We start from the raw sequence: 18030 nt of genomic DNA, 5'->3' as shown, positions 1-18030 counted from the left end.
CTTCAGGAGCGATGGCAGCGCGGCGGCGGCACCTTTTGCACGGGTTCGATCTTGACGACCTTGGGCGGCGGAGGCGGCGGGGGTGGCGGCGGCGCCTCGGTCAGCAGTGCCATCTCGATGGGCTTCTTGATGATCTCGACGGCTTTCGTCGCCAGGCCAGAGCTGAGGCCCCAGCCCATCAGCACATGCAGGCCCACGACGACCGCGATGCCGGTGCCACGGTTGCCACTGGCCGGCGGCTCCAGGCGACGCAGGATCTCGGCGCGCGCCGGCAAGGGCGGCGGCGACGGCGGGACGAGGCGGCGGGGGCCGGGCGGCTGTCGTCCAGCGTCAGGCCGCCGGGCAAGAGACTGCACTCATGGATGACTACTCCTTGTCGAGAAACTGCTCGCTGCCCACCACGCCCAGCTTGGTCAGCCCCGCCTGGTTGGCGGCCGTCATGACGGCGGTGAAGCGCTCGTACTTCGCGCCGGGCTGCGGGCGCACATGCACATCGGGCTGGGTGTCCTGGCGGCCGGCGGCACCCATGCGGTCGCGCAGCGTGCTGCCGTTGGTGATCGCCTCGCCGTTCCACAGCACGACGTCGCCGGGTGCGATGTAGATGCGAACGACCTCGGGCGGCACGGGCGGCGACGACGTTGGCGGCGCAATCTGCAGGTTGAGGTTGACGCTGTGCAGCTGGACCGGGATGGTGATCAGCAGCACCAGCATCACGTCCACCAGCGGCGTGGTGTTGATGGTGGAGACAGCCTCATCGGGCCCTTGGACGAGTTGGATGGCCATGGATCAGGCCAGTGCGGGGCTGAGGCCGGCAGGCTGCGGCTGGGCATCGGCGGCCGGCTCTTCGTGACCGTGGCCCAGCAGCACCGAGTGCAGCTCGCCGGAGAAATCACGCACCTCGTCCAGCACGATGGCGTTGCGGCGCAGCAGCGCGTTGTAGCCCAATACGGCGGGCACCGCGACCGCGAGGCCGATGGCCGTCATGATCAGCGCCTCGCCCACCGGGCCGGCCACCTTGTCGATGGACGCCTGGCCGGCGACGCCGAAGGCGGTCAACGCGTGATAGATGCCCCACACGGTGCCGAACAGCCCCACGAACGGCAAAGTGGAGCCCACGGTGGCCAGCGCGCAGGCGCGCGCGGCGAAGGAACTGAGCTTTTCGCGTTAGCTCATGCAGCGGCGGCGTGCTGGTGGGCCGGCGGGCCGTCATGCGTGATCTGCGGCAGCGCCGCCGCACGCGCCGGCGGCAGCAGGCCCTGCCGCTTCAGGTGCGTGCGCAGCACGTTGCGCGTGATGCCCAGCAGCGCTGCCGTGTGCACCTGGTTGTGATGGCAGTGGCGATAGGCGGCGCGTATCAGCGCCGACTCGACACGCGCATGCAGCTCGTGCGGCGCCTCGTCGAACAAGCGCTCGAAGACGCGCTCCAGCGCCTCGGGCTCGTCGCCACCCGTTGGCGCCGCGGCGAAGGGCGTGGGCCGCGCGACGGCGTGCAGCTGCAGGTCCTCGCGCGCAATGCGACCGTCACGGCAGATGATCAACGCGTAGTGGATGACGTTCTCCAGCTCGCGGATGTTGCCGGGCCAGGCGTAGGCCAGCAGCGCGTCGCGCGCGTCGCCGGCCAGGCGCACGTCGTTCAATCCCAGCCGCTTGCTGTAGACGCCGATGAAGTGCTGGGCCAGCGCGAGGATGTCGCCGGGCCGCTGCGCCAGCGGCGACAGCTGCAGCGTCGCGACGCTGAGGCGGTAGTAGAGGTCGGCGCGGAAGTGGCCGGCCGCCACGGCCTGCTCCAGCCTCACGTTGGTGGCGGCCAACAGGCGCACCCTCACGTCGATGGGCTTGCGCGAGCCGATGCGCACCACCTGGCGTTCCTGCAGCACGCGCAGCAGCTTGACCTGCACGGACAGCGGCAGGTCGCCCACCTCGTCGAGGAACAGCGTGCCGTCGGCCGCCGCCTCGAACCAGCCGGCGCGCGCGCTGGCGGCACCCGTGTAGGCACCCGCCTCATGGCCGAAAAGCTCCGCCTCCACCAGCTGCTCGGTGAAGGCACCGCAGTTCACCGCCAGGAAAGGCCCGCGGCGGCCGCTGCAGTTGTGGATGTGGCGGGCGATCAGCTCCTTGCCGGTGCCGGTCTCGCCGATGATGAGCACGGTCGCATCGCTGGCCGCCACGCGTTCGGCCTGGGCCAGCAGCGCGCGCGAAGCCGGGTCGTCGAACACCAGCGCCTTGGCCCGGATGGACAGGACCTGATGCTGGGAATCGGGGAAGGTGAGCAGGCGTGTCATTGCACGGCACTCTAGACAGCGCCCTTCCCGCCGTGAACGCCTCATTGCGCAGATGCATATGCAGGCACTGCGGCGAAGTGTTGAACCTCGCACACCGGATCAACAGCGCGGGCCGGATGCGCGATGACTGCTTGATAAAGTCGCGGTTTCAACGGCGCACACATGCTCTTACCGAGGGCTGCGCATCACGTATCCATGGAATATCCCGGCAATCTCTTCGTCGTCGCCGCCCCCAGCGGCGCCGGCAAATCCAGCCTCGTGAAGGCCCTGCTGGAGCTGGACGCCAAGCTGGCCGTGTCCATCTCGCACACCTCGCGCGCGCCGCGTGGCCAGGAGCAGCATGGCCGCGAGTACTGGTTCATCGAACCGGCAGAGTTCCGCACGATGGCCGACCGCGGCGACTTCTTCGAGTGGGCCGAGGTGCACGGCAACCTGTACGGCACCTCGCGCGCCGGCATCGAGGACCGCCTGCAGCACGGCGAGGACGTGGTTCTGGAGATCGACTACCAGGGCGCGCTGCAGATCAAGCAGCTGTTCCCCTATGCGGTGCTGATCTTCATCCTGCCGCCCAGCTGGGACGAACTGCGCCTGCGCCTGAACCGCCGCGGCGACACCGCGCCCGAGGTCATCGCCAAGCGCATGAACACGGCGCGCGTGGAAGTGGCCCAGGCGCGGCACTTCGATTTCGTCGTCGTGAACGCGGTGTTCGACACGGCGGTTTTCGACCTGAAAACCATCGTCCACGCACAGCGGCTAAAATACGCGGCTCAGCGCCGGAACCGCTCGGCGGTCTTTCAAGCGCTCGATCTGCCCTGATCGTTGCAATACCCCAAGGAAAACCATGGCCCGCATCACCGTTGAAGACTGCCTGACCAAGATCCCCAACCGCTTCCAGCTGGTGCTGGCCGCGACCTACCGCGCCCGCATGCTGAGCCAGGGTCACAGCCCCCGTATCGAGAGCAAGAACAAGCCCGGCGTGACCGCGCTGCGCGAAATCGCCGCTGGCGAGGTCGGTGTGGAGATGCTGCGCAAGGTGCCGGTCTAAATCGGTTCCTTCCGAAACTGAAACGGGCGTCCTTGGACGCCCGTTGCCTTTCTGGCTTCGGATAAATTCGGGCGCATGGCCCAACGCTCCCTCACTGCCTGGTTCACGCTGCCCGGGCTGCGCGAGAAGGCTCCGCCCACGCCGGCGGAGGCTGCCTCGTTTGACGCCCTCCTGCCCAAGCTCGGCTACCTGAGCAAGGCCGAGGTCAAGCGCGTACGCGAGGCCTACAAGTTCGCCGACGAGGCCCATCTGGGCCAGAAACGGGCCACCGGCGAGCCTTACATCACCCATCCGATCGCAGTTGCAGGCATCTGCGCCGAATGGCGCCTGGACGCCCAGGCGCTGATGGCGGCGCTGATGCACGACGTCGTGGAAGACTGCGGCGTCTCCAAGGTCGAGTTGATCGAGAAGTTCGACGCCACCACGGCCGACCTGGTGGACGGCCTGACCAAGCTGGACAAGCTGCAGTTCTCCACCAAGGAGGAATCTCAGGCCGAGTCCTTCCGCAAGATGCTGCTGGCGATGGCGCGCGACCTGCGCGTCATCCTCATCAAGCTGGCCGACCGGCTGCACAACATGCGCACCATGGGCGCGATGGCGCCGCACAAGGCCCGCCGCATCGCCCGCGAGACCTTCGACATCTACGCCCCGATCGCCCACAGGCTGGGGCTGAACCAGACCTTCCGCGAGCTGGAGGACCTGTCCTTCCAGTACTTCCACCCCTGGCGCTACGCGGCGCTGTCCAAGGCGGTGGCCAAGGCGCGCGGCAACCGGCGCGACCTGGTGTCGCGCATCGAAGGCGAGATCCGCGCGGCCTACGCCAAGGCCAGCCTGCGCGTGGAGGTGCAGGGGCGCGAGAAGACGGTCTACTCCATCTACAAGAAGATGCACGAGAAGGGCCTGATGAGCTTCGCGCAGGTCAGCGACATCTTCGGCTTTCGCATCCTGACCGAGGAACCGCTGCAGTGCTACACGGCCCTGGGCGTGCTGCACCAGCTCTACAAGCCACAGGCCGGGCGCTTCAAGGATTACATCGCCAACCCCAAGGACAACGGCTACCAGTCGCTGCACACCACGCTGATGGGCCCGCTGGCGACGCCGCTGGAGTTCCAGCTGCGCACCGAGGGCATGCATCAGATCGCCGAGCAGGGCGTGGCGGCGCACTGGATCTACAAGAGCCGCGGCAAGCAGGCCTCGGCGCTGATCGCGCAGCAGGCCAATGCGCGCTGGCTGCAAAGCCTCATCGACATCCAGGACGAGACGCGCGACGCCAACGAGTTCCTGGAGCACGTCAAGATCGACCTGTTCCCGGACTCGATCTATGTCTTCACGCCCAAGTCCAAGATCATGGCGCTGCCCAAGGGCGCGACGCCGGTGGACTTCGCCTACGCCATCCACTCCGATGTCGGCGACCACTGCGTGGCCGCGCAGGTCAACGGCGAGGCCGTGCCGCTGCGGGCCGAGCTGAAGAGCGGCGACATCGTCGAGATCGTCACGGCCCCGGGCGCCAGCCCCAACCCGGCGTGGCTGAGCTTCGTGCGCACGGGCCGGGCACGTTCCAAGATCCGCCACTTCCTGAAGGACCTGGAGCAGGAGGAATCCCGCGAACTGGGCGAGAAGATGCTGGCGCAGGCCATGCGCGTGGAAGGGCTGGGCCTGCCCAGCCTGGAACTGGACGACGCGGCCGCGCCGATCTGGCATGAACTGGCCACCTGGGCCGGCGCCGCCAGCACCGAGCAGCTGCTGATGGACATCGGCGCCGGCCGCAAGATCGCCGCCATCATCGCCAAGAAGCTGGCCCGGCTGATGGCCGAGCAAGGCCAGAAGCCCGATGCGCTGGCGCTGACGCTGGGCCGCTTCACCGAAGCCCCCATCAGCGCCGCCAGCATCACCATCGACGGCAGCGAGGGCGCGTCGGTGCAACTGGCCAGCTGCTGCCGCCCCATCCCGGGCGACGAGGTGCGCGGCTACCTGGGTCGCGGCGAAGGCTTGGTGGTGCACACCTGCGACTGCCAGGTTGGTAAACGCCTGTACCTGCGCGACAGCGAACACTGGATCCGCGTCGAGTGGGCGGAGGAGCTGACCCGCAGCTTCGAGGCCGGCATCACGCTGCTGCTGGCCAATGGCAAGGGCGTGCTGGCGCAGGTGGCCCAGGCCGTCGCGCAGGCCGAGGCCGACATCACCCACATCGCCATGGGCGACGACGCCCCGCTGAGCGATGCGGCCGAGACGGCCGAGATGAACCTGCTGATCGCCGTGCGCGACCGGCTGCACTTGGCCGACGTGCTGCGGGTGCTGCGCCGGGCGCCGGCCGTGCAGCGGGTGTCGCGGGCCAAGGCCCACGCCTGAGCGTCATCGCCCCTGCCTGATGCCCGCTGCCGACCTGCGGCGGCCACCTGTCATCACGCTGGAAACACCCCCCTAGCCCCGGCGAACCGCGCGTAACCGTTGCGTCCGCGCACAGGGGCCGATCACGGCGGTGAGTGTTTCCGTTTGCCTCCGCGGGTTAACCATTGTTTCCGGCCCCGGTATTCCGCCGCCATATAGGAAAACGGCGAAATCGTATTTCTCGCGTTGTAACCGGCTGCGTAAGGTCCGCGCCACGCCCACGGTGGGGTGACCCAAACGATCTCCGCCGTGCAGGCCTGCCGCCCTGCCACCTGCGGGGCCGGCCGCCTGCCAGGGCATCGCCCTTTGACTACAACGATGGCCGGCCCCCGACCGGCAGCGGAGACCTCCAGTGACCCAATCCAGCCTTTTCGCGCCGCGCCGTGACCGTGTCGGCGCCGCCGTTTCCCTCGCCCTGGCCCTGATGGCGCATGAAGCCGCCCTGGCGCAGACGCCCGCGGCCCCCGCCGCCGCCGCGTCCGCCCCGGTGGCAGCAGCAGCAGCCGCCACCAAGCCCGCCGAGGCCAAGCCCAAGGCGCCTGTGAACGAACTGGAGACCGTGCTGGTGGTCGGCACGCGCCAATCGCAGCAGTCCGCCATCAACCGCAAGAAGAACTCGGCCACGGCGCAGGACTCCATCGTCGCCGAGGACGTGGGCGCATTCCCGGACCGCAACGTCGGCGAGGCCATCTCGCGCATTGCCGGCGTCGCGCTGGACCGCGGCGACTACGGCGAGGGCGTGAGCGTCTCCATCCGCGGCAACGGCGCGGAACTGACCCGCGTGGAACTGGACGGCATGGGCGTCAGCTCTGGCGCCGGCACCAACCTGCTGGGCCGCGGCGCCGAAGGCGGCGACGGCCGCGGCACGGAGTTCCGCGAGCTGTCGTCCGACCTGATCAAGAGCGTGGACGTCATCAAGGGCTCCACGGCCGCGATGACCGAGGGCTCGCTGGGTGGCGGCATCATCATCCAGACCCGCACCGGCCTGGACTTCGACAAGCCCTACTACTCGTTCAAGGCCGAGGCCACGCAGAGCGACCTCATCAAGAAGACCACGCCCAACTTCAACCTGGTGCTGGCCGACAAGTTCCTGGACAAGCGCCTGGGTGTCATCACCAACCTGAACTACTCGCGCTACAAGAACGAGATGCACTCGATCACCCAGGGGGGATCGAACAACCAGCAAGGCCTGGTGCGCATGGCGGACTTCGACGGCTCGCCCGAGAAGACCTTCACGTTCAACCCGTCGACGCTGTGGGGCGACACGATCAACACGCCCATGCTGGCGTCGGGCCTGACCGGCGGCGGCTTCTTCAACAGCGCCACGCCGACGGAACTGCTGACCAAGTCGGCCGCGGCCAAGACCAAGGCCGACTGCTTCACCGCCTTCCCCAACCTGACCGCGGCGGAGACCGCCTCCATCGCCAGCGCCAACCGCACCAACGCGTACACGCAGCGCCAGAACGAGCAGATCACCTGCCTGAACCAGTGGAACGACTACTCGCCGTCGCACACGGCGGGCTTCCGCTACAACCTGCGCGGCCAGGACGACGAGCGCAAGAGCGGCGACATCCGCCTGGACTTCAAGGTCAACAACAACCTGACCATCTACAGCAAGCTCAGCGCGGCCAAGCGCCACGTGGATGACACGGTGGGCTTCCTGGGCGTGGGCAGCGCGCCGCTGTTCAACCCGGCCGGCACCTTCGTCGACAACACGACCACCAACGTGCGCACGCTGAACCCGGCGTCCACCGCGGTCGCGTCGCTGCTGCCGAACTCCTACTCCTGGCGCGCCAACAACGCGCCGCTGGTGCAGGGCACGACCACCAGCATCCTGCCCGGCTACACGGTGGACGCCAACCACCACGTGACCAGCTACTCGACCAACAACGGCTTCTACGGCACGGACACGATCTTCAGCACGATCGACACCGACTCCAAGACGCTGATCGCCGGTGGCGCCTACGTGAACGGCCGCCTGAAGGCCGACTTCATGGGCGGCTTCAGCAAGTCCACCGCCATGCGCTACGACCGCCGCGCCTCGTTCAGCTACAACTACGGCGTCGGCAACTTCACGCTGCAGGACAACGGCTTCTGGGCCTTCACGCTGCCCAACGGCAGCCAGAACGACCAGCTGAACTTCCCGGCCTACGCGACGCTGAACCCGGCCGTCGCGTCCGCCGCGTTCAACGCATCGGCGGTGAACCCCGTGACCGTGCCGGCCTACACCGCCGCCCAACGCGCGCAGTACACCAACAACACGCTGCTGCAGGTCATCCGCTCGTTCGACTCCGAGAACAGCGAAAAGAACGGCAAGCTGGACCTGGCCTACAACCTCGTCGACAAGGTGCCGTTCCTGACGTCACTGAAGGGCGGCGTGCAGTACCGCGACACCCGCGGTGACTTCTGGACCGGCGCCGGCGGCACCATCAAGGAACCCGTGGGCACCTACGGCCAGGCCGGCTTCGTGCCGGGCGTCTACATGCCGCAGGTCAACACGCGCTGGAACGTCATCGGCTGCGAGAACACCGCCGGCTCGCTGGCCGCGGGCGGCCAGCCCTGCGCGCAGAACGGCTACATGCCCAACAACCAGCTGAACAGCGGCATCGGCGGCGTCGCGGCCGGCACCACCACGCTGACCCGCGCGCAGTACGAGGAACTGGTGCGCCAGACCATGACGCTGGCACCCGCCGGACAGTTCTACTCCGGTGCCAAGGATCGCCCCGACTCGCTGCTGAATGGCTGGAACCAGCTGGACATCGACAAGCTGTTCGCGCTGGCCGGCGTGCCGGTGCGCCTGGACTGCTTCCGTTCCTGCACGGCCAGCGACGGCAAGGTCTACGACAAGCCCGTCTCGCGCTTCAGCGAGAAGGTGCAGGCCGCCTACGTGATGACGGACTTCGAGATCGACCGCCTGCCGTTCACCGACCGCCCCCTGCCCTTCGGCCTTGAGCTGTCCGGCAACTTCGGCGTGCGCGTCGTGAAGACGGACGTGGAAGGCACGGGCTACATGACCTTCCGCTCGAACCGCATCAACCCGGCCTCCTACAACCCGCTGGACCCCTACAACGCCGCCGGCCTGCTCGTCTACTCGCAGACCTCCAACGTCTCGATCAAGGACAGCAACACCGACGTGATGCCCTCGCTGAACCTGGCGCTGTGGCCCATCGCGGACAAGCTGGTGATGCGCTACAGCGTCGGCAAGACGGTCGCGCGCCCGCCGGTGTCCAAGCTGCTGCCCGAAGGCACCTGCAACATGTACGAGTTCATCGACTCGGCACCGACGGAAGACGACGGCTCGGAACCGGACCAGGGCTGCGGCCGCTTCGGCAACCCGGCGCTCAAGCCCCAGACCAACGTCAACCACAACCTGTCGGCCGAGTGGTACCCCAACCGCGACACGATGTTCTCGCTGGCCTACTACCGCCAGCGCGGCCTGATCGGCGCGCCGACGCTGATCACGTCACGCAACGACGTCAAGCTGTTCAAGGACAGCAACGCCGTCGACCCCTTCACCGGCAAGTCGCTGGCCGACACGGAGTTCTCGCACACCACCTGGGACAACCAGCCGGCTGCCACGCGCCGCGGCTTCGAGTTCAGCATGAAGACGGCGTTCACCTTCCTGCCGTCCTTCCTGCGCTACACGGGCTTCGACGCCAACTTCACCAAGGCCAAGTCCACGCAGTCCCTGCCCACGCGTGAACTGATCAGCGGCGACGTGCTTCCGGTGGCCGGCGAGCCCAAGCATTCGTGGAATGCCTCGCTGTGGTACGACGACGGCGCCTTCCAGGCCCGCGTGGCCATGCAGGTGGTGGCGGCGCGCTACTGGGCGTACTCGCCCAACACGACCACCAACGTCGGCGTCTTCAATTACCCGTCCGTGGGCACGGCATGGCGCAGCGGCATCACCAGCTACAACCCCGGCACGCCCATCTTTGGCAACCGCACGGCCTTCGTCGATGCCAAGATGTCCTACAAGTTCAAGAGCGGCCTGGAGCTGTTCGCCGACGTGCGCAACCTGACCGGCGAACGCACGATGTCGACCACGGGTGGCTACCAGGACTACGCGGACGGCATCCCCAACATCTACGGTGACAGCTACAACGGCCGCCGCTTCACGGTGGGCTTCATCATCCGCAGCCCGCGTTAAGCCAAGCCAGGAGCCACGCCATGACCGGCATCGCCCATCCCTCTTTCATGAAGAACCGGGTGGCGCGAGCCGGCCTGGCGTTCACGCTGGCGCTGGCGGCCCACGCCGCCGGCGCCCAGCAGGCCGAAGCCGACAAGCTTGCGGCCGCCGCCACCCAGAGCCTGGGTGCGGTCAAGATCACCGGCCAGCGCAACGGCGGCGTCGACCCGTCCGTTGTCATCGCTGCCAAAAACAAGATCCTGTCGCGCCAGTACGCATCGTCCTGCGGCTTCCTGAGCGGCTACTCGGCGGCCGATGACGACGTCACGCTGGCCTATCTGCGCGACTTCGGCATGCTGGACAACCCGTCCAACGAGGTCGAGCGCATCAGCGACCTCAGCCCCGACGGCAACGCCAAGACCGCCACGGTGGGCAGCGCCGTCTCGGAATTCACCAGCGGCACCCAGCCCACCAGCGACGTCCAGTCGCCCGCCGTCGCCTGCGGCGTCGGCGACAAGCGCTTCGCGGCCGGCCGCAACTGGATCGCGCGCAAGGACAAGTCTCTGACCCAGGCCTTCGAAGCCTACGAGGCCGGCAACTTCGTCGACGCCCGCACCAAGTTCGAGGAAGGCTGGAAGAAGCTGGGCTACGAGGAAGCGGCCATGATGCTGGGCCGCATCCATCTGCTGGGCCTGGGCACGCCGGCCAGCACGCCCAAGGCCATCGCCTGGCTGCGCGAGGTCGTCGACGCGCGCTACGACCCGGTCAAGGATCGGCTGAAGTTCGACCCCGCCAAGCCCGACACCATCAACACCCGCGTCGAGGCCTCGCTGCTGCTGGCGCGCATCCACCTGACTGGCCAGGGCACCAAGCGCGACCCGGTCGAGGCCTACAAATGGTGGAACAAGGCGCTGGACTACGGCTTCGAACCCGCCGGCACGCTGCTGGGCCAGGCCAGCCTCAGCGGCGTGGGCACCAAGCAGGACCCCAAGCGCGCGCTGGACTATCTGCAGGCTGCGGGCGAGGCGGGCGACGTCACGGCGCTGTACATGCTGGGCCAGCTCTATCACCACCAGATGCCCAAGCAGCCAGAAGGCGTGCCACTGGACCTGAAGCGCGCCGGCGCCTACTACGGCGCCGCCGCCAAGGCCGGCAACCTGGACGCCACCTACGCCGCGGCCCGCATGCTGGATCGGGGTGAAGGCCTGTCCGCGCCGGCCCCCGAGCGCGCCGTGGTGTTCTACAAGGAAGCCGCCTTGAAGGGCCATGTCGAGGCGCAGAACGCCTTGGCCACCTTCTTCTACAGCGGCGAGGTGGTGCCGCAGAACTTCGCCACCGCGCGGCAGCTGTTCCAGGCGGCCGCGCGCGGCCGCCAGCCGGACGCAATGTTCAACCTCGCCGTCATGCTGGCGCAGGGCCAGGGCGGCGACAAGGACATGGCTGCCGCCTACGCCTGGTGCACGCTGGCCAAGGGCCAGGGCCACGAGCAGGCCGCGACCGCCCTGCCGGCCATCGCCGCCAAGCTGAGTCCCGAAGACAAGGCCCGAGCCGAGGCCATGCTCAAGCCCGCGCCGAAGAAGTCCTGATCACTCCCCGGCTGCCGGTGCCGGGTAGTTCACCTCGACGACTTCGATCTTCTCGACGCCCACCGGCGTCACGAGATTGAGTTCGTCGCCTACGCGCGCCTTCAGCAGCGTGCGCGCGATGGGCGACACCCAGCTGACCTCGCCCGCCAGGCTGTCGGACTCGTCGATGCCCTTGATGGTGATGGTCTTCTCATCGCCCTTGGTGTTCGCATAGGTCACCGTCGCGCCAAAGAACACCTGCTCGGAGCCGAAGTGGGCGCTGGGGTCTACCACCTCGGCGATGTCCAGCCGCTTGGTCAGGAAACGCAGGCGACGGTCTATTTCTCGCAGCCGCTTCTTGCCGTACAGGTAGTCGCCGTTCTCCGAGCGGTCGCCGTTCTTGGCCGCCCAGGACACCGTCTCCACCATCTTGGGCCGCTCCACGTCGATGAGCTGCATGAACTCGCTGCGCAGCCGGGCATAGCCCGCGGGCGTCATGTAGTTGCGCGTTCCCGCCGGCAGGGCCGGCAGCGAAGGGCCATCGCCATCATCGTCGTCGGCTGCGTCGGATTCCTTGGTAAAGGCCTTGCTCATGCCAACATTGTCCAATGCAAGCGCCCTCCTCCCCCGGTCCGCTCACCGGGCTCAAGGTCATCGAGATGGCCGGCCTCGGCCCGTGTCCGCTCGCCGGCATGCTGCTGGCCGACCACGGTGCCGACGTGCTGGTCATCGAGCGCCCTGGCGCCCCCATGCTGGACACCGGCACCGGCCTGCAGCGCGGCAAGCGCCGCATCACGCTGGACCTGAAGTCGCCGGACGGCCTCGCGCAGGCGCGCCGGCTGATCGATGATGCCGACGCGGTCATCGAGGGGCTGCGTCCCGGTGTCATGGAGCGGCTGGGATTGGGGCCCGACAGCTTCGCCCACCACCTACGCCTGGTCTATGGCCGTGTGACCGGCTGGGGCCAGACCGGCCCGCTGGCGCAGGCGGCAGGCCACGACATCAACTATGTAGCGCTGACCGGTGTGCTCTCAGTCGCCAGCCGGCCGGGCGTGGCGCCCAGTATCCCGGCCACGCTGATCGGTGACATGGGCGGGGGCGCGTTGCTGCTGGCCTTCGGCCTGATGGCCGCGCTGTGGGAAGCGCGCCAGACCGGCCGCGGCCGCGTGGTGGACGCGGCCATGGTGGACGGCGTAGGGCTGATGTCCAGCCTGCTGCATTCCATGCGTGCGGACGGCCTCTGGAGCGACGAGCCCGAGCAGAACTTCTTCCTGCACAACTCGCCGTTCTACGACTGCTTCGAATGCGCCGATGGCCGCTTCATCTCGCTGGGCGCGCTGGAACCGCAGTTCTATGGCGAACTGCTGCGGCGCCTGGATCTCGCCGATGTGGAGCCCGCCGCGCAACACGACCGCAGTCAATGGCCGCAGCTGCGCGAGCGCGTGGCCGCCCGCATCCGCGAGAAGACGCGAGACGAATGGTGCGCCTTGCTGGAAGGTAGCGACGCCTGCTTCGCACCGGTGCTGACACTGGGTGAGGCGCCATTGCATCCGCATGCGCAGGCCCGGGCCAGCTTCGTGCCGACCCGCGACGGCTATTGGCAACCCGCCGTCGCGCCGCGCTTCTCGAAGCCCCGCTGAACAGCGGAACAAAAAAAGCCCGGCGACACCGAAGCCGCCGGGCATGAACGCCTTGGTGTGCACCTCACACCCGGCAACTGCGATCTCGTGAGGCACGCGCAGCCGCGCGTGCGCTTCAATGAAGTTCGGCTTCCGCGCCCTGCTCGATCAACTCCTCGCCTTGATTCCATGCCGCCTGCAACTCATCTGCCAGCGCCTGGACGCGGCGCCTGCTGAACATCGAGTCGGCCTCAATGCGATGGCGGGCATGATGGATCGCGCTGCGGAACTGGGGCGACTGGGCTTCCAGTGTCTCAAGGTACAGCCAGTGCCGCTCGGGGCAGATGCGCCACCATTGAACGATGCTTTCGGGCTCTTCCAGGTTCAGTTGCATGCGAACTCCCTTCGTGGGCGACGCTGCCATGATACTGTATTTTCATACAGCTTCAACCAGTGCAAATTGGCGCGCGGGCGAAGGTGCGGAGCGCTTCTGCAAAGGAAAACGGGTCAGCCCCTTGCGGTGCTGACCCGTAAATCGCTTCTTGTTTTTGGCGCGGCTGGCAGGATTCGAACCCACGACCCCTTGGTTCGTAGCCAAGTACTCTATCCAACTGAGCTACAGCCGCTTATCTGACATTGATGAGGAAACCCCATCCGGCAACCATGTTGGCGCCAAGAAGAACGGGTTAGCTGTTTTCACGGCTAACCCGTCGATCCATTTCTTGTTGTTCTGGCGCGGCTGGCAGGATTCGAACCCACGACCCCTTGGTTCGTAGCCAAGTACTCTATCCAACTGAGCTACAGCCGCTGAAGCCTCACAGTATAGCCAGAATTCTGAAGCCCCAGCAAGACTTTCGCGTTTTTCGGTGAAGCACTAGCCGGCAAACATTCAGGGCAGTCGTGCCGCGGCCTCATAGCAACGCGCCCGACGTGCGTCGTCGCCCTCTTGCTCGGCCAGCGCCGCCAGGCTCAGCCAGCTGCGTCGCCGAGCGGCACTGGGCATGGAGGCGTCATCGGCCGTTGCTTCCAGCATCAGGCGGGCCTTGCCCCACAGCTGGCGTTCGGCCAGCGCATGGCCCAACGCGTAGGCCAGCGCGCGTTCGCGCGGGAAACGCGACTGCGCAGCCTCCAGGCGCTGCAGCCAGTCGTGGCCGCAACCCGCCAGCACCGGCACCAGGGCGTAAGCCAGCGCGGAGCGATCGTCCGCCTGCAACTCGCCCAGGTCATCGAAGAACGGACGCAGCCAACCCCGGCCATCGTCCGGTGCGCCCAGCTGGCCAGCGCATTGCGCGGCGCGGGCTGCCACCAGCGGGTCGCGGCGGTCGGCGGAATCCAGCTGCTGCCAGACGATGCGCAACTGGTCGACGTCGCGGGCACCGTCCAGCGCCTCGAAGGCCAGCGTGCGCAGCAGCCCCTGCGCAGCGACCTTGGAGAACGCCTGGTGCTTGGCCAGCAGGCGCGCGGTGCGCAGCGCATCCAACGGTTGCTGCGCCAGGCGCGATGCCTGCAGCCTCAAGCGCAGTGCCTGCGTCCGGCGGGCCACGCCAGGCGGCAGTTCACCCAGCAGGCCCAGGGCGCGGGCGGCATCGCGGTCGTCCAGCGCCCATTCGGCGGCCAGCAGCCGGGCGCCGTCCTCGTGCGCACGGGCGCCACCGCTGCGGCGGGCCAGGTCCAGCGCGCGGGTCAGCTGCTCGTCGCGGTGGCGGCGGTCCTGCAGCCGATGGGCACTGGCCGCGGCCAGCAGATGGGCCAGCGCCATGAAAGCCTGGTCGGCCGCCAATTCGGGGGTGGCGGACTGGATACTGAGGGCTTTCTGCGCCGCTTTCTGCGAGCGGCTGAAGCGGGCACCGAAGAACTCGACCAGCGCCTCGCGCAACGCCAGTTGGGCGCTGCGCTCACGCTGCGAGAGCCGCCATTCGCGGGCGCGCTTGGGCAGCGTGGTCAGCGCCTCGATGGCCTGAATCGCTGTGACCAGCGCAAAGCAGCTGGCCACCAACAACAGCAGGAAGAGGTTGAGCGAGATGTCCAGCCGCCAGCCGGCCCAGTAGAAACTGGCGAGGCCGTCGTTGGAGCCCAGCGTCAGCGCCGCGACAACGGCGACGACGAACAGCAGGACCAGCCAGATGACGAGGCGCATGTTCCGCCTCCCCTCAGCGACCGGCCGCTGCCGCGGTCAGCGCGGCCAGCGTGTCGTCGGGGCGCGGCACGCTGACCTGGCGGGCCTGGCCGGAGACTTGACGCAGCAACTCGGCCACGCCGGCCACCTTGCGCGAGCGCATGTCGAAGTAGCGGTTCAGCATCTCCTGGCTGTCGCGCAGGTCGCTTTGTGCGGTGTCGAACTGGCGGCTCAGCAGCGCCAGACGGGCGTTCAGCAGGCGCAGCTTGAGGTTCTCGCGCAGGAAGAAGCTCTGGTCGGGCGAGATCAGCGCGGCTTCGGGGTGTTCGATGCGGGTCACACGCAGCAGCGTGCGCGCCTCGCCCCAGACCAGGCCGGTCCAGCTGGACAGCTGCTCGCGCGCCTGCCACCACCACAACGCCAGCTTGCCGTCGGCCGCGGCGGCGGCCTGTTCGCGCTGCAGCTTCAGCGCGTTCTCGCGCTGCTTGGCGGCAACCTCGGAGGGGCGTTCCTCGCGCGGGCGCACGGCCACGTCGCCGCCGGACATCAGCGGCAGTTCGTCGGCCATGCGCACAACCTCGTCGAGCTTGATGGTCAGCGTGGACACGTCCACGACGGCCACCGCGCGCACGCGGTCCAGGTCGCGCGCAACCGCGCGACGCACGCCTTCCATGCGCGGCTGCTTGTAGCGCAGCAGGCGCTCGTCGGCCTGCTTCAGCGTGGCCACCAGCGGCTCGGCGCTGCCGGTGATCTGCGTCTGCTGCAAGGCCACGCGGATGGCGGCCTCGATGTCGCCGACGACGTTCTCGTCACGCGAGCGGGACATGGACTGGATCAGCTCCTCCAGCTGGCCGCGCTGCAGCGCGACTTCGGCAAGGCGGGCCTCCAGCAACGAGACCTTGGCGGCGGTGTCGCGCACCAGCTCGCCGGACTGCTTGGCCGCCATGCGGGCTTCGGTGGCCTGGGCCTGGCTGGCCTCCTGGCGGCGTACCAGCTCCTGTTCCAGCGACTGCTGGCGGGACAGGCTCTGCCACGCCAGCACCACGCACAGCAGCACGGCGGCGCCCAGCAGCGCCAGCAGCCAGGGCAGCCAGGCCGGCAAAGGGGAAGAAGCGGGGGGCGGGGGCGCCGCGGGCTCGGCCGCGGTCGGCAGCGCCGTGTCGGGGGAAATCGGCTCACTCACAGTGCGGCAGATTCTGTCAGAGCCGTTTCAGCGCCTGCGTCACCGCTTCGGGGTCGGGTCGCGCCAAAACCACAGGCGCAAAGCCTGCGGCGCTGGCCGCCTCCGCAATGCGTGGGTGCGTGGCGATGGCGCGCTGGCCATTCAGGGGTTGGCCGGCCAGATGACCCACGGCTTCGGCACTGCTGAACAGCCAGACAAATCCTTGCGGCTGCGCAAGGATTTGTGTGAGCAAGACCTGCTCGGCGGCATCGAAGCGCGGGCCGCTGCGGTGATAGACGGTCACCGGCTCGGGGCGGGCGCCGGCCTCGGCCAGGCGCTCGGCCAGCCATTCGCGGCCGCCGTCGCCGCGCAGCAGCAGCGCACGGGCGCCGGCCCAATCACGGCGAGGCTGCAGTTGCTGCCACAGGTTTTCTGAGTCCAGGCTGGCCGCGTCGGCAGCCGGCTGGACGATGAGCGCGGCCGGCACGCCATGAGCCGCGAGGGCCTGGGCACTGCCAGGGCCCACGCAGGCCGCCAGCGTGTGGGCGGGCCAGGCGGCCCCTTGCGCCTGTGAGAAGAAGTGCTCCACAGCGTTGGGGCTGACGAAGACGGCCAGGTCCACGCCCGGCAGCGCCGCCCATGCCGCGCGCACGGGGTCGGGGTCGCGGGCCGGCAGGATCTCGATCAGCGGCAGCGCCACCGCCGGCTGGCCCAGCGCGGCCAGTCGAGCCAGCCAGGCGCCGCATTGCGGGCGCGGACGCGTCAGGACCAGCGTGGGCTTGGTCATCCCGGCAGGTAGGAGCCGGCACCGAGCTCGCGCAACCGCAGCGCGGCCTGCTGGCCCAGCTCGCGGGCCGCGCCCGCATCGGCCACGCTCGCGGACACGCTGGCGCGCAGCAGCGGCGACGCGTGGATCTCCGCATGACCTACCGCAGCCTCCAGCTGCAGCGTGCCGCCCTGCCAGTGCGCATGCGCGGCCAGCGGCAGGCTGCAGCTGCCGCCCAGCGCGCGCGACACGGCGCGCTCGGCCTCGCAGGCCAGCAACGTGGGCACGTGGTTCAGGCGGGCAAGCGATTCGGCCAGTCCGTCGTCACCCGCGCGGATCTCCAGCCCCAGCGCGCCCTGCCCCGCGCACGGCAGCATCTGGTCGATCTCGAAGAAGCCTCGGATGCGCTGGGCCAGGCCCAGGCGCTTCAGGCCGGCGGCCGCCAGCACGATGGCGTGGTAGCCGCCGTCGTCCAGCTTGCGCAGCCGCGTGTCGAGATTGCCGCGCAGCGGCTCGACGCGCAGGTCGGGCCGCCGGCTGAGGATCTGCGTGACACGGCGCAGACTGGAGCTGCCCACCACCGCGCCTTCGGGCAGATCGGCCAGCGACGCGAAATCGTTGGACACGAAGGCGTCGCGCGGGTCTTCGCGCTCCAGCACGGCGGCCAGCACGAAGCCCTCGGGCAGCTCCATGGGCACGTCCTTCAGCGAGTGCACGGCGAGCTGTGCACGGCCATCGGCCAGCGCGGCCTCCAGCTCCTTCACGAACAGGCCCTTGCCGCCGATCTTGGACAGCGTGCGGTCGAGGATCTGGTCGCCGCGCGTGGTCATGCCCAGCAGGGTGGCGGTGATGCCGAGCTCGGCGGCCAGGCGGGCCTGCACATGCTCAGCCTGCCACAGCGCGAGGCGGCTCTCGCGGGTGGCGATGGTGATGGAAGCGGTCATGCCTCGATTATCGA

General features: G+C 68.5%; 15 protein-coding genes, 2 tRNA genes and 1 pseudogene. 6 read left to right on the top strand and 12 right to left on the bottom strand.

The genetic code is table 11. The annotated features are described in order from the left end of the window. Window positions 1-2: 2 nt before the first annotated feature. The 4 genes and pseudogenes from J2X21_RS04130 to J2X21_RS04115 form a co-directional block, all read right to left on the bottom strand. Window positions 3-275, bottom strand: a complete 273-nt coding sequence (locus tag J2X21_RS04130) for a hypothetical protein (RefSeq protein WP_310325195.1) — start codon at window positions 273-275, stop codon at window positions 3-5. Window positions 276-366: 91 nt separating this feature from the next. Further along, the gene (locus J2X21_RS04125; RefSeq protein WP_310325193.1) at window positions 367-783 is read right to left on the bottom strand and encodes an ExbD/TolR family protein; all 417 of its coding nucleotides are present in this window, start codon (window positions 781-783) and stop codon (window positions 367-369) included. Window positions 784-786: 3 nt separating this feature from the next. Further along, a pseudogene (locus J2X21_RS04120) lies at window positions 787-1125 on the bottom strand (MotA/TolQ/ExbB proton channel family protein); the annotation flags it as partial. A 44-nt stretch (window positions 1126-1169) separates the two neighbouring features. Beyond that, a complete protein-coding gene (locus J2X21_RS04115) occupies window positions 1170-2282 on the bottom strand; it encodes a sigma-54 interaction domain-containing protein (RefSeq protein WP_310325190.1) in 1113 nt (370 codons plus the stop codon). A 195-nt stretch (window positions 2283-2477) separates the two neighbouring features. On the opposite strand from J2X21_RS04115, the gene gmk reads away from it, so the two are divergent. The 5 genes from gmk (at window position 2478) to J2X21_RS04090 (ending at window position 11430) form a co-directional block, all read left to right on the top strand. Then, complete coding sequence (gene gmk / locus J2X21_RS04110) at window positions 2478-3098, top strand: guanylate kinase (protein ID WP_310325188.1); 621 nt, start codon at window positions 2478-2480, stop codon at window positions 3096-3098. Between the two features lie 25 nt (window positions 3099-3123). Beyond that, window positions 3124-3327, top strand: coding sequence for a DNA-directed RNA polymerase subunit omega (gene rpoZ, locus J2X21_RS04105; RefSeq protein ID WP_268166323.1), 204 nt, complete (start codon window positions 3124-3126; stop codon window positions 3325-3327). Window positions 3328-3402: 75 nt separating this feature from the next. Beyond that, complete coding sequence (locus J2X21_RS04100) at window positions 3403-5676, top strand: RelA/SpoT family protein (RefSeq protein WP_310325184.1); 2274 nt, start codon at window positions 3403-3405, stop codon at window positions 5674-5676. 391 nt (window positions 5677-6067) lie between these two features. Beyond that, entirely contained in the window at window positions 6068-9865 is a 3798-nt protein-coding gene (locus J2X21_RS04095) for a TonB-dependent receptor (protein ID WP_310325182.1), read from the top strand. 20 nt (window positions 9866-9885) lie between these two features. Beyond that, entirely contained in the window at window positions 9886-11430 is a 1545-nt protein-coding gene (locus tag J2X21_RS04090; RefSeq protein WP_310325180.1) for a tetratricopeptide repeat protein, read from the top strand. Here the strand turns inward: J2X21_RS04090 and greB are convergent, their stop codons facing one another. Continuing rightward, complete coding sequence (gene greB, locus J2X21_RS04085; protein ID WP_310325177.1) at window positions 11431-12003, bottom strand: transcription elongation factor GreB; 573 nt, start codon at window positions 12001-12003, stop codon at window positions 11431-11433. 14 nt (window positions 12004-12017) lie between these two features. Here greB and J2X21_RS04080 point away from each other — a divergent pair, with 14 nt between their 5' ends. Next, the gene (locus J2X21_RS04080) at window positions 12018-13049 is read left to right on the top strand and encodes a CaiB/BaiF CoA transferase family protein (RefSeq protein WP_310325174.1); all 1032 of its coding nucleotides are present in this window, start codon (window positions 12018-12020) and stop codon (window positions 13047-13049) included. A gap of 115 nt (window positions 13050-13164) precedes the next feature. Here the strand turns inward: J2X21_RS04080 and J2X21_RS04075 are convergent, their stop codons facing one another. The 7 genes from J2X21_RS04075 to hemC all read right to left on the bottom strand — a co-directional run bounded on the left by J2X21_RS04075 (window position 13165) and on the right by hemC (window position 18016). Beyond that, the gene (locus J2X21_RS04075; protein ID WP_310325171.1) at window positions 13165-13422 is read right to left on the bottom strand and encodes a hypothetical protein; all 258 of its coding nucleotides are present in this window, start codon (window positions 13420-13422) and stop codon (window positions 13165-13167) included. A 155-nt stretch (window positions 13423-13577) separates the two neighbouring features. Next, window positions 13578-13654, bottom strand: a tRNA-Arg gene (locus J2X21_RS04070). Between the two features lie 105 nt (window positions 13655-13759). Continuing rightward, window positions 13760-13836 (bottom strand) — tRNA-Arg (locus J2X21_RS04065). An 81-nt stretch (window positions 13837-13917) separates the two neighbouring features. After that, window positions 13918-15165: a heme biosynthesis HemY N-terminal domain-containing protein gene (locus tag J2X21_RS04060; RefSeq protein WP_310325169.1), complete on the bottom strand. Its 1248-nt coding sequence runs from the start codon at window positions 15163-15165 to the stop codon at window positions 13918-13920. A gap of 13 nt (window positions 15166-15178) precedes the next feature. Beyond that, window positions 15179-16327, bottom strand: coding sequence for a uroporphyrinogen-III C-methyltransferase (locus J2X21_RS04055; RefSeq protein WP_310325166.1), 1149 nt, complete (start codon window positions 16325-16327; stop codon window positions 15179-15181). 16 nt (window positions 16328-16343) lie between these two features. After that, window positions 16344-17093: a uroporphyrinogen-III synthase gene (locus J2X21_RS04050; RefSeq protein ID WP_310325164.1), complete on the bottom strand. Its 750-nt coding sequence runs from the start codon at window positions 17091-17093 to the stop codon at window positions 16344-16346. Next, entirely contained in the window at window positions 17090-18016 is a 927-nt protein-coding gene (hemC, locus tag J2X21_RS04045) for a hydroxymethylbilane synthase (RefSeq protein WP_310325161.1), read from the bottom strand. Before hemC ends, J2X21_RS04050 begins: the two co-directional genes overlap by 4 nt. Window positions 18017-18030: the final 14 nt, after the last annotated feature.

Source organism: Roseateles asaccharophilus, assembly GCF_031458115.1.
Classification (GTDB): Bacteria; Pseudomonadota; Gammaproteobacteria; order Burkholderiales; family Burkholderiaceae_C; genus Pelomonas; species Pelomonas asaccharophilus_A.
The sequence above is the reverse complement of the archived record's forward strand: the minus strand, read 5'-3'. Positions and strand labels throughout refer to the sequence as shown.